Origin of the sequence: Pantoea sp. OXWO6B1, from assembly GCF_001641135.1 — a bacterium.
GTDB classification, from domain to species: domain Bacteria; phylum Pseudomonadota; class Gammaproteobacteria; order Enterobacterales; family Enterobacteriaceae; genus Pantoea; species Pantoea allii.
The window spans coordinates 2,930,489-2,942,929 of sequence record NZ_LWLR01000001.1 but is presented as its reverse complement, the minus strand read 5'-3'; the positions used below and the strand labels follow the sequence as shown (position 1 = coordinate 2,942,929).

Sequence of the window (12,441 nt, the reverse complement as noted above, 5' to 3'; positions counted from 1 at the left end):
ACGCTACGTTTAATCTGACTGGGTCGCTCTCCTGCTCATCGTTCAGAATTCACGTAGCGCTGCTTGTTTTTTCCCTACCCGTTTTCACCGGGATCAAGCCCGCACACCTGCCAGCGCACTGAACTGACACCCTTCTCCAGGCTGATACGGCTTACCAGACTTTCCAGCTGCCCGGTCATGCTGGGCTGCCCCATCACTTCGGCATTCACTTCCATGCGGTGCGGCGGGTCCAGATCTTCACTGTGGAGCGACTGCAGGCGCAAGCCGCTGTTGCCCAGGCTGTGCAGCATCAGGCTGCGCACCTGAACTTCATCCTGAGCCAGACAAACGATTTGCACTTTATAATGCTGTACCGCCTCGTCAGCCGACACGATCGACTGACGATTGATGCCCAGCGCCAGCTCGCGCAGCAGGATATTGGCGCACAGAATCACCATGCAGCCAATCGCCGCTTCGAGCAATAACCCCATGCTGCACAATACGCCGACGGCCGCAGTACACCATAAAGTGGCGGCGGTATTCAGGCCGCGCACATTTAACCCGTCGCGCATAATCACGCCACCGCCGAGAAAGCCGATGCCGGAAACCACATAGGCGGCAACGCGCGTGGCGTCGGTGGCAATGCCCGGTACACATTGGGTCATCAGCACAAACAGGCAGGCGCCGGTGCTGACCAGCGCGTTGGTGCGTAAGCCGGTCATGCGTTGACGCAGTTGACGTTCGCTGCCGATGAGCGCACCCAGAATCAGCGCAGCCGACACGCGCAGTAAAAAGATTTTCCAGTCCATGATAAACCTCTCTCCGCCACGCAGTATGCGCAGGACGGAAAAGTAAAGATGAATAAAATGGATTACAGCAGGCGCTGATGCACAGAGCGCATCACGTTGTGGAGGGATGATTGTAAAACCGCCATCTTAACGCGCAGTTAAGACAGCCAGAAGACTATCTTACTGCAGAAGCCAGGTGTAATCGTTCGGGACTTTTGTCCAAGGTTGATTGCCTCATGAGTAAAATTCGCGGCGATTGTATAGCCATCTGAGCAGAGATTTCCACTCAGATGGCTGTTCGTTAAGGTTTGGTTTATGCCAGCAGAAAGCAATTAGCGCAGGGTCGCCGCGTCCGCTGGTACTTCTGACCGGGCGGGTTCCATCATCACCGGGGTGCTTTTATAGGAGGGAATACCGCTCTTTGTGTCGTAACTGTCCAGTGGGATCAGCACATTGGCCTCGGGATAATAGGCTGCGACAGAGCCGTCGGCCATGTCATGGACCGCGATGGTCAGATTATCGAGTCGACGATGGGTAGGTTTACCGTCCGGGTCCAGCGCAATGATGTTGACCTGATCGCCCATGCGAACCCCGTTTTTCTCCGCCTCATTTTCACTGATAAACAACACATCCCGGCGTCCTTTGATACCGCGATAGCGGTCGTCCAGGCCGTAAAGCGTGGTGTTGTACTGGTCGTGACTGCGTAGCGTGGTCAGCACCAAATCATGGCATTTGAACGATCGCGGATCTTCGTTGATGCCGTCCATGAGCAGGAATTGTGCTTTACCTGACGGCGTATGCCAGACGCGTTCCGATGCGCCATTAGGTAAACGAAAACCGCCCGGCTGCTGGAGACGCTCATTAAAGTTGTCGAAGCCTGGCACCACCTTCTCAATGGCGTTACGGATGGTGCTGTAGTCAGCGATCATGCTGTCCCAGTCCACTACAGTGCCCGGCAGCGTGGCTTTTGCCAGACCGGCTACCAGCGCTGGCTCGGATTTCAGATGCGGTGAGGCGGGTTCAAGCGTACCGCGAGAGGCGTGAACCATCGACATGGAATCTTCAACGGTTACGCTCTGCGCACCGGATTGTTGCTGGTCAATCTCTGTACGTCCCAACACCGGGAACAGATAGCTGTGTTTTGCCAGCAACAAATGAGAACGATTCAGTTTGGTGGCCATGTGCACCACTAAATCCAGCTTGCGCATGGCAGGGAACGTCTCCTGCGGGTCGGACATGGCTTCGGCCAGGTTACCGCCCAGGCAAAGCAGGGCATTGATTTTTCCATCGCGAATCGCCTGCACGGCCTGAACTGCGCCGTGGCCGTGTTTGGCTGGGGGTTTAAAACCAAACACTTTTTCAATGCTGTTCAGCAGGCTTTCTGTGGGAATCTCAGTGATACCCACGGTACGATCGCCCTGCACGTTTGAGTGACCGCGCAAAGGGCAGATCCCTGCGCCCTTCTTGCCCATATTGCCGCGCAACAGCAGCAGATTGGCAATCTGCTGAACATTTTGCGTGCCGTATTGATGCTGGGTAATCCCCATGCCGTAGCAAATGATTGTGCGTTCAGCATTGGCATAAAGGTGGGCAATGTGCTGAATTTGCTCACGCTCCATACCCGAGATTTTCAGGATGTGCTCCCAGTCTGTCGCCGCCAAATCGGCTTTCAACGCGTCAATGCCCTGGGTATGTTCTTCAATAAAGGCGAGATCGAAGATGCCCGGATTGCCTTTCGCTCTGGCGTCCTCATCCATCGCTAGCAGGCATTTCATCACGCCTTTCAGCATCGCGGCATCGCCGCCTACCCGAATTTTGTAGTAGGTCGAGGCCAGTTCTGTTGAGCTCAGCGTCAGCATCTGAACCGGGCTTTGTGGTGCGGTAAAACGTTCCAGCCCGCGCTCGCGTAGCGGGTTGATCGCCACAATTCTGGCTCCGCGCTTTGCCACTTCCTGTAGGGTTGCCAGCATACGTGGATGGTTGGTGCCGGGGTTATGGCCAATGCAGATCACCAAATCACAATGGTCAAAATCATCCAGTTCCACCGTGCCTTTGCCTATGCCAATCGATTCAGGCAAGCCAACGCTGGTCGGCTCGTGGCACATGTTGGAACAGTCAGGAAAGTTGTTGGTTCCGAATTCACGGGCAAACAGTTGCCAGAGAAACGCGGCTTCGTTGGAGGCGCGACCCGAGGTGTAAAATTCCACGCTGTCCGGATCCTTATAGCTGCGCAGCCGCTCGCCAATTTCCTTAAAGGCCGTCTCCCATTCAATGGGCTGATAGGTATCGCTGGCGGGATCGTACTTCATCGGATGCGTCAGCCTGCCCTCGCCTTCAAGCTCATGGGCGTTGCGCTGCCAAAGTTCGCTGACGGTATTCGCAGCAAAGAATTCAGGTGTGGTGCGTTTGCTGGTGGCTTCCCATGAAACCGCTTTTGCGCCGTTTTCACAGAATTCAAACGAGGAGGTGTGCTTGGGATCGGGCCAGGCGCAGCCCGGACAGTCAAACCCTTCGGGCTGGTTGACCTTGAACAACGCGATGACGTCCTGCTTGACCGCCATCTGTCCACGAATGGCGCCAGCCACCGCTTTCAGGGCGCCCCAGCCGCCTGCGGCACCATCATAGGAATGAATGCCCGATGTACTCTCTTGCTCTTTCATATTGCTCCACAATCACTGTTATTCGCTTTTCATTAAGCCTGGTACAGTAATTGCGATGGTGCGTGGGAACAGTGATGTAAATGTCAGGATAACCTTTGCTAAATGTTACATCGCTACGTTTAGGGTGAATAACAGGCCGATTATGTGTCCTGATCAGGCTTGCAGCGCATTCCCTCACCGTTGTCTTCGGCAGCGCTCTGAGCAATATTGCACCTCTTCCCAGCATTTCTCCCACTTTTTGCGCCAGGTCATCGGTTTCTGGCACTGTTTGCAATAGCGAACCGGCAATGACTGTTTATTGCCTTTACATGTTTTCATTTATCGCTCCTTTGCTCAGGTTACGCATTAGCATAAAAAGTATAGCCGCCGGGTAAGGCAAACTGCGTGACCTGATGCTGGCAGGGCTGATTGACTTTGCGGCAAATAGGATCAGAATAGCCTGCATCAAGGACTGCGCTACACGGAGTTTATCATCATCACCTTTCGCGACCTGTTCCGCTTCAACGCGGTGGTAAAAACTGGCCTGTTAGCCGCATCGGCCTTGCTGCTGGTCAGTTGTGCCTCTGAACCGCCTAAATCGCTGGTTACGCCCTTCCCGCCCGTCAGTAAACCGTCGCTGCCTTCACAACCGGTGCAACATCATGAACCGGTGCGCGGCGTCTGGCTGACGACGGTTTCACGGCTTGACTGGCCACCGATCGCCTCCGTGAATATCAGCGATGACAACGTGCGCGTCAGTCAGCAAAAAAAAGCGCTGACCGATAAGCTGGATAAGCTGAAAAGCCTGGGCATCAATACCGTGTTTTTTCAGGTTAAACCAGACGGCACGGCCCTGTGGAGATCAAAAATCCTGCCCTGGTCAGACATGATGACCGGAAAGATTGGTCAGGACCCGGGCTTCGATCCGCTGCAGTTTATGCTCGATGAGGCGCACAGGCGCGGTATGCGGGTACATGCCTGGTTTAATCCTTATCGCGTCTCGGTGAATACCAAACCTTCAACGGTGGCTGAGCTTAACCACACGCTGTCACAGCAGCCAGCCAGCGTGTTTGTGCTGCATCGCGACTGGATTCGTACCTCGGGGGATCGCTATGTGCTCGACCCCGGCATTCCGGATGCCCGGGACTGGATAACCAGCATCGTGGCAGAAGTGGTCAAACGTTATGACATCGATGGCGTGCAGTTTGATGATTATTTCTATGCCGAATCACCGGGTTCTGCCCTGAATGACAGCCAGACCTTTATCAAATACGGTCAGGGTTTTGCGTCTAAAGCGGACTGGCGCAGGCACAATACGCAGTTGTTAATCGAACAGGTTTCTCACACCATCAAGCAGCTCAAGCCGAATGTAGAATTTGGCGTCAGCCCGGCTGGCGTCTGGCGTAACCGCTCCCATGATGCGGCAGGCTCGGATACGCGCGGTGCGGCAGCTTATGATGAATCCTATGCGGATACGCGCCGTTGGGTGCAGGAAGGCTTGCTGGACTATATTGCGCCGCAGATTTACTGGCCCTTCTCGCGCAGCGCCGCCCGCTATGATGTGCTGGCAAACTGGTGGGCTAACGTGGTGAAGCCAACCAAAACCCGCCTGTATATCGGCATTGCTTTATACAAGGTTGGCGTGCCGGCTAAAAATGAGCCGGAGTGGACGATTAACGGTGGTGTGCCGGAGCTAAAAAGACAACTGGATCTTAACGATTCCATCCCGCAGATCGATGGCACTATTTTGTTCCGGGAAGATTACCTGAATCAGCCGCAAACCCAGCAGGCCGTTAACTACCTGCGCAGCCGTTGGGGCCAGGCAAAGTGATCCATACCAGGATCGTCCCCGCATGCACACCGGCGCTGCAGACGTTGACGGCCCGTCTGTCAGCCGAGCTGTTGGCAATCACTGGCGACGACGGGACGCATCACTTACTCCCTCAGACGATGCGCTATGGATACTGGCCAGCGATGATGCGGATAACCCTGTTGGCTGCGGCGCATTGCTGCATGTTTCCCCTGATACGGCCGAACTGAAACGCATGTTTTCCACCCGACAGCGTGCGGGAACCGGCGCAGCGCTGCTGGCAGCCATAGAGCAACTTGCCCGGCAGCGGGGATATAAAGCGATTCGGCTTTCTACCCGCGTCATCAATACCCGGGCCGTGGCGTTTTATCAGCGTCAGGGTTATCAGGAAACCGACCGCTATGGCGTGTATGTGGACAGGCCTGCCTCGGTTTGCCTGAGTAAAACATTATGAGCATTAACAATTATTTTACTAATTTGCCATAAATAGCACTTTTGTCAGCACCGCTGTTTTTTCGTGGGGTAAGATACGTCAACAAACGTAAAGCCGCCTATACGGAAATCCTCATGTCTGATTACTCCAGCGACGTAAAATCAAACCCGCCGGGCCTGGCCCCGACCGTTGACGACAGCCAGAAGATTCTGGTGTCGATTCTTGGCGCGGTGGCGGTTTCCCACTGCTGTAACGATTTTATCCAGGCCATGCTGCCGTCGATTTATCCTTTGCTGAAATCCAATTTTTCCCTCAGCTATGCGCAGATTGGCCTGATTACGCTTATCTATCAGATGACCGCCTCGCTGTTGCAGCCCTGGATTGGCCTGTATACCGACAAACATCCTAAACCCTGGCTGCTGCCCTCTGGCATGGTGGCAACCCTGTTCGGCATCGGACTGCTGGCAATAGCCCCGCACTTCTCCGTGGTGTTGCTTGCTTCGGCACTGATCGGCGTGGGTTCCGCAACCTTTCACCCTGAAGCCTCCCGTGTGGCACGCATGGCATCGGGCGGGCACTTTGGTACGGCGCAGTCCACCTTTCAGGTCGGTGGCTATATCGGCACGGCCTTTGCGCCTTTAGTGGCCGCGATGCTGATTATTCCTCATGGGCAGCTGGCGGTGGGCTGGCTGATGTTGATTGCGCTGTTTGCGGTCATTGTCCTTTCCGGCATCAGCCGCTGGACGGTTAAGCACGGCCATGCACACATGAAAAAACATAACGGTCAGGCACTGCGATCGCTGTCCCCGCGAGATGTGAAACTGGCGTTATCGGTGGTCGGTGTGCTGCTGCTGGCAAAATTTACCTACATTGCTTCTATTAGTAACTACTACATTTTCTATCTGGTTGAGCGTTTTCAGCTCCCGATCCCTCAGGCTCAGATCTACCTGTTTACCTTTCTGGCCGCCGTGGCGATCGGCACCCTGGTGGGAGGGCCGGTCGGCGATCGTATTGGTCGTAAGGCAGTGGTCTGGATCTCGTTTCTGGGCGTTATCCCGTTCTCGCTGCTGATGCCGCATGCCAACCTGTTCTGGACCGCCGTGCTGACCGTCTGTATTGGTCTGGTCTTTTCATCGGCTTTTGCCGCACTGGTGGTATATGCGCAGGAAGTCCTGCCGGGCCGCACCGGCATGGTGGCCGGGATTATGTTTGGCACCATGTTTGGTATTGGCGGGATTGCGGCGGCGGCGCTGGGGAAATTTGCGGACTGGTACGGCATCACCACGGTGTACAACGCCTGTGGCTTTCTTCCACTGCTGGGCTTTGCCACCTTACTGATGCCCGATACACGTCGCGTTAAATAACGGCACTGGCAGGCAGCGTGCTGCTGCCTGTCGTCTTTCTCACACGTAGCCCATCATTTTCAGCATCGACTGCGCCTGGGTCATGGCTTCAGCCCGATGCGTAATCCCCAGCTTTTGATAAAGATTACGGATATGGGTTTTGATGGTGGTTGACGCCACCTCCAGCTCCGCCGCAATCTGCTCGTTGCTGTAACCCGAATAGATTAGCCCCAACACCTGCCATTCGCGCTGTGTCAGTGGGCTGGTACGGATCAGCTCGGGCACGTCGGGGTGATTCAGCAGGCGGCTGACAAACCCCTCGTCAAAATGGGCAAATTTATGACGGTGGTATTTATTGATCTCGTTAAGGATGCGCCGTGCCCGATGGTTATCCAGCTCATCCAGTGCATTCAGCTGCAGCACCTGGCGTAGCTGTTGCGCCATGGGTTCGCCCTGGACGACAAAATGGCTGATAAAGCCGGTACTGCGAGCCAGCCTGAGCGCCTCCAACAGCGCGTGCTGGGCGTTGGCGCGCTGATCGGTTTCCCAGTAGATATGGTTCAGCAACAGTACATTACGGTTAAGATCGCTCATTAACTGCAAGGCACGTGCGTTTTCATTCAGCTCATCCAGAATCACTTCGGCCTGAGTGTAATGCCCCAGTAAAATTTGCGCCCGCGCGACGTTGCGCCACTGCCCCTGCAAAAAATGGTTATTGGCACAGGCCGGTTTGGGTGTCTGACGCAGCCACTCACTGGCGCTTTGCGTGTCTCCGGTCATTTGCCAGTACAACACCCGCACCTTATCGGCATTGGCGAGCCAGTCATTGTGCCAGCGTCCATTGTTAAGCAGGTTTTCCAGCCGGTTTAACAGGTTGCGGGCGTTGTCCAGGTTTCCCCGGGCAATCGCGCTCTGCACCAACAGTCCAAGGCACTGGATCTGCTGCTGAGGCTGATAACCCTGCAACACCTTCATGCCTTCACGTGCGGCCTGCTCGGCCTCATCCAGCCTGCCCCAGGCCCACATCAGCTGGGCACGGATACGCAGCAGAAACTCATGCAGCGGGAAGTGAGAAAGATGCTGCTCTTTCACCAACACAAAGGCGCGCTCCTGGGTTTCATAGGCGGTCTGCAAAAAGCCCTGGGCAAACAGGATTTCGCTTTGCTGGATCAGGCTCCAGAGCACATAGTGCCAGGCCTCATACCGTCGCGCCATGTGCTCCGTCTGGCGCATGAGATCCAGCGAATTGCTCAGCTCGCCTTTGCAATGCATGACCTCGCCATGCACGGATGTGGCGACAATACGGCTGTAATGGCGACGTTCAGGCAGGGCGTCCAGCGCCAGCATCGCCAGACGTTCGGCCTCATCAGCATTGCCGTCATTAATCGCAACCTGCGCCCGTAACGCATTGAACTCACCGCGCAGCACCGCATCGATTTCACACTGGCTCTCCTGTTCAAACCGGGCCAGCAGGCTGTTAACCTCTGCGAAACGGTGCTGGCTTTGCATCAGCCAGGCCTGCAGCAGCACCAGGCTGGGATTCTCAAGTCGCATCGCCCAGGGCAGCGCATTGAGCGAGGACTCCAGTAAAGGCAGTTCGCTCTGATTAAACAGTGACCACGCGTGCTCGGTTAACACATCCCGCAGCATCTCCGCGTCACCCGAGGCGCGCGCATGATGGATAGCCTCGCTGGGGAAGCCCTGCGCCATCCAGCTTGTCGCCGCCGCCCGATGCAGTGCCGGCAACTCGGCTGCCAGTTCCCACTGACAGCGCTGTTGCAGGAAACTGCCAAACAGCGGGTGATAGCTAAACCACTGACCCGAGTCATCCATTCGTTGCAGAAACAGCCCCTGACGCTCAATCTCTTCCAGCCAGCGCTGACCGTTATCCTCACCTGTCACCTGGGTAATCAGCGCCGCATTGAGCGAACGCAATAGCGAACTTTTAAGCAGGAAATGGCGTGTCGTCAGACTGACGTTATCCAGAACTTCCTCGACCAGATAGTCGGTTAAATGGCTGGCGTTAATACCAGACAGGCGACGTGCCGAGTGTTGCGCGGCGCCTGCGCCCTGCCGGGCCGACAGTGCAATAAGCTGCAGCGCGGTAGCCCAGCCCGCCACATCATCACACAGCCGCCCTGTCTCGTCGGAGGCCAGCGGCGCAGGCAGGCGGGCATCAAAAAACTGTTGTGCTTCGTGATGGGTGAAGGCCAGTTGCTGACTGCTTAGCTCCAGCAACTGCTCGCGAACACGCAGATTGGCGATGCCTAACTGCGGCAGATTGCGTGAGAGCACCACCAGGGTAATGTTTTCGGGCTGATGGCGTAAAAAGAAACGCATCGCATCATGAATCACAGGATTCGTGATGTGATGGTAATCATCGATAATCAGCCACAGCGGCTGATGCCAGGCCTGGAGTTCGTTAAAGATCTGGGTAAAGAGCGCATTCAGGTTAACGTACTGGCGCTTGTGGGCCAGCGCCTCGCTGCGGCTACAAGCGCCCTGCGTGGCCTGCTGAAGCGCAGCAATGAGATAGTCTGCAAAACGCTCCGTTTGATTGTCACTTTCATCAAGAGAATACCAGCCTAAATCGGCCTTATCTGCTGCCCACTGAGACAGTAATGTGGTTTTGCCGTAGCCCGCCGGACTGGTCACCAGTACCAGCCGATAATTACCCGCAGCCGATAATTTTCGTATCAGGCGGTCCCGTTTTACCGTGGTTTCATGGCGGACAGGACGGCTGAGTTTTGAGGGGATTAACATGAACGCACGCTTCTCCGTTAACGTCTGGCGCATCATTTTTTTACGCTTCGTAATTATTCCTCACACGTTCAGCTATCGCCTCTGATAAAGCAAGTGGACGCTTAAGTGGATCTTCACAAAAGCGAGTCTAATCACACTTAAGTTAAATTTTCAGGCTTGCCTTATCCTCTCCTCCCTTGCCCTCATCCTGACGGAACCTTTGCCGGGATGAGGAGCGGGCCTGCGCGCCAGGGCAGACTGAATGTCATCCCTTTTCTACTTTATCGACAGGACACCAGGCTATGACACAGCACCCTTTTGATCACGCCCGTTTTACCGCTGCGCTGACGCGCCAGTGGCAGCATTTTGGCCTGCATGAGGCAGGTGACATGACCCCGCATCAGTGGTGGCAAGCCCTGAGTGGTGCGCTGGCAGAGATGCTGAACGCACTGCCCGCCCGGCCTGCATCCGGGGATCAGCGCCATGTGAACTATCTCTCCATGGAGTTTCTGACCGGACGCCTGACCGGCAACAACCTGCTGAATCTGGGTTGGTATGACGCTGTAAATGACGCATTAAAACGCTGGGATGTTTCGCTCAGTGAGGTGCTGGAGCGCGAGAGCGATCCGGCGCTGGGTAATGGCGGACTGGGCAGGCTGGCGGCCTGTTTTCTCGACGCAATGGCCACGGTGGGCCAGCCCGCAACGGGCTATGGTCTTAACTATCAATATGGTCTGTTTCGTCAGCGCTTTGTTGAGGGTGCACAGGACGAAATGCCCGATGACTGGCAGCGTGACCGTTATCCCTGGTTTACCCACAACGCTGCACTGACTGTTACGGTGGGATTAGGCGGTAAAGTGATTTCCGACCAGGGTTCGGTGCGCTGGCAGCCTGCGTTTCAGCTGGAGGGCGAAGCCTGGGATCTGCCGGTCGTGGGCTTTGAAAATGGCCTCACTCAGCCCCTGCGGCTGTGGCAGGCTAAACATGCGCATCCTTTCGATCTCCAGAAGTTTAACGCCGGCGATTTTTTACGGGCAGAAAAGCAAGGTATCGATGCCGAAAAACTGACCAAAGTGCTTTATCCCAATGACAATCATCTGGCGGGGAAAAAACTGCGTCTGATGCAGCAGTATTTTCAGTGCGCCTGTTCGCTGGCTGACATCCTTCGTCGTCACCGTCTGGCGGGACGCCGGATTGACACCTTAGCCGATCACGAAGTTATTCAGCTTAATGATACGCATCCTACGCTGGCGATCCCTGAACTCATGCGGCTGTTGCTGGATGAGCATCAGCTCAGCTGGCAGGACGCCTGGGATATTACCCAGCGTACCTTTGCCTATACCAATCACACGCTGATGCCGGAAGCCCTGGAATGTTGGGATACCGCCATCGTGCGCAGCCTGCTGCCAAGGCATATGGCGATTATTAACCGTATTAATGCCCAGCTTAAAGAGGTGGTAAATGCGCGCTGGCCGGAAAACGAGACGGTCTGGTCAAAACTGGCGATCGTGCACAACAAACAGCTGCGCATGGCCAATTTATGCGTGGTGAGCTGTTTTGCGGTGAATGGCGTGGCCGCCCTGCACTCACGGCTGGTAAAAGAAGATCTGTTCCCGGAATACGTTGCCCTGTGGCCTGAAAAATTCCATAACGTGACCAATGGCATTACCCCGCGCCGCTGGATGCATCAGTGCAATCCCCGGCTGGCGGCGCTTATCGGAAAAACGCTCAATAAGCCCTGGCTTAACGATCTGGATGCCCTTCAGGGGCTGGAAAACCAGGTGGACAACCCCGCGTTTTGCGCGGAATACCGGGAGATTAAGCAGCAAAACAAAACGGATTTAGCCCGCTGGATTGCGCAACGCACCGGTATTGCGGTGAATCCCGAGGCGATGTTTGACGTGCAGATAAAGCGGCTGCACGAGTACAAACGTCAACATCTCAGCCTGCTGCATACCATCGCCTTGTGGCAAACCCTGGTGAGCGATGCTCAGGCAAACTGTTGTTCCCGCGTGGTGATATTTGGTGCAAAAGCGGCACCGGGCTATGCGCTGGCCAAAAATATTATCTTCGCCATCAACAAGGTTGCCGACGTCATCAACAACGATCCGCGCGTGGCCGATCGTCTCAAAGTGGTCTTTATTCCCGACTATAACGTCTCGGTTGCGGAACGGCTGATCCCTGCCGCAGACCTGTCAGAGCAGATTTCACTGGCAGGCAAAGAAGCCTCCGGTACCGGCAATATGAAGCTGGCCCTGAACGGGGCACTGACCATCGGCACGCTTGACGGCGCAAACGTGGAAATTTCTCAACAGGTCGGCGATGAGAATATCTTTATCTTTGGTCACACCGTGGAACAGGTCAACGCGCTCAAGGCGGCTGGCTACGCACCTGCACAGTGGCGTGAAAAAGATGCCCAGCTCGACCGGGCGCTGACCTCACTTGAAGATGGCACGTTCAGCGCAGGTGACCAACATGCTTTTGATCTGCTGATACATAGCCTGGGGGCCAGAAACGGCGATCCTTATCTGGTGCTGGCCGACTTCCGGCATTACCTCCACGCCCAGCAACGCGTTGAAGCGCTGTGGGCCGATAAAGCCGCCTGGACGCGCGCAACGATATTAAACACCGCACGCTGCGGTATGTTCAGCGCTGACCGGGCGATTCGCCACTATCAACAGCGCATCTGGCAGCGTCAACGATAAGG

General features: G+C 55.5%; 8 protein-coding genes. 4 read left to right on the top strand and 4 right to left on the bottom strand.

All coding sequences use genetic code 11. From position 1 onward, the window contains the following. Positions 1-74 precede the first annotated feature (74 nt). From A6A26_RS15960 to A6A26_RS24895, 3 genes are all read right to left on the bottom strand, one after another. A complete protein-coding gene (locus tag A6A26_RS15960; protein WP_063879640.1) occupies positions 75-788 on the bottom strand; it encodes an MgtC/SapB family protein in 714 nt (237 codons plus the stop codon). Between the two features lie 311 nt (positions 789-1,099). After that, positions 1,100-3,427 carry an FdhF/YdeP family oxidoreductase gene (locus A6A26_RS15955; protein ID WP_063879639.1) on the bottom strand — a complete coding sequence of 776 codons (2,328 nt, stop codon included), beginning with the start codon at positions 3,425-3,427 and terminating at the stop codon, positions 1,100-1,102. Positions 3,428-3,601: 174 nt separating this feature from the next. Continuing rightward, positions 3,602-3,745, bottom strand: a complete 144-nt coding sequence (locus tag A6A26_RS24895; RefSeq protein ID WP_074181021.1) for a DUF2256 domain-containing protein — start codon at positions 3,743-3,745, stop codon at positions 3,602-3,604. Between the two features lie 190 nt (positions 3,746-3,935). On the opposite strand from A6A26_RS24895, the gene A6A26_RS15950 reads away from it, so the two are divergent. From A6A26_RS15950 to A6A26_RS15940, 3 genes are all read left to right on the top strand, one after another. Continuing rightward, positions 3,936-5,237, top strand: a complete 1,302-nt coding sequence (locus A6A26_RS15950; RefSeq protein WP_063879638.1) for a glycoside hydrolase family 10-like protein — start codon at positions 3,936-3,938, stop codon at positions 5,235-5,237. A gap of 22 nt (positions 5,238-5,259) precedes the next feature. Next, positions 5,260-5,670 (top strand): GNAT family N-acetyltransferase, encoded by a 411-nt coding sequence (locus A6A26_RS15945; protein ID WP_253851895.1) that lies wholly within the window; start codon positions 5,260-5,262, stop codon positions 5,668-5,670. A gap of 113 nt (positions 5,671-5,783) precedes the next feature. Further along, positions 5,784-7,013 (top strand): MFS transporter, encoded by a 1,230-nt coding sequence (locus A6A26_RS15940; RefSeq protein ID WP_082875198.1) that lies wholly within the window; start codon positions 5,784-5,786, stop codon positions 7,011-7,013. Between the two features lie 39 nt (positions 7,014-7,052). Here A6A26_RS15940 and malT read toward each other — a convergent pair whose 3' ends face one another. After that, on the bottom strand, positions 7,053-9,755 hold the full coding sequence (gene malT / locus A6A26_RS15935; RefSeq protein WP_063881180.1) for an HTH-type transcriptional regulator MalT: 2,703 nt from the start codon (positions 9,753-9,755) through the stop codon (positions 7,053-7,055). A gap of 281 nt (positions 9,756-10,036) precedes the next feature. Between malT and malP the strand changes: the two genes are divergently transcribed. Then, complete coding sequence (gene malP, locus A6A26_RS15930) at positions 10,037-12,439, top strand: maltodextrin phosphorylase (RefSeq protein WP_063879637.1); 2,403 nt, start codon at positions 10,037-10,039, stop codon at positions 12,437-12,439. Positions 12,440-12,441 lie beyond the last annotated feature (2 nt).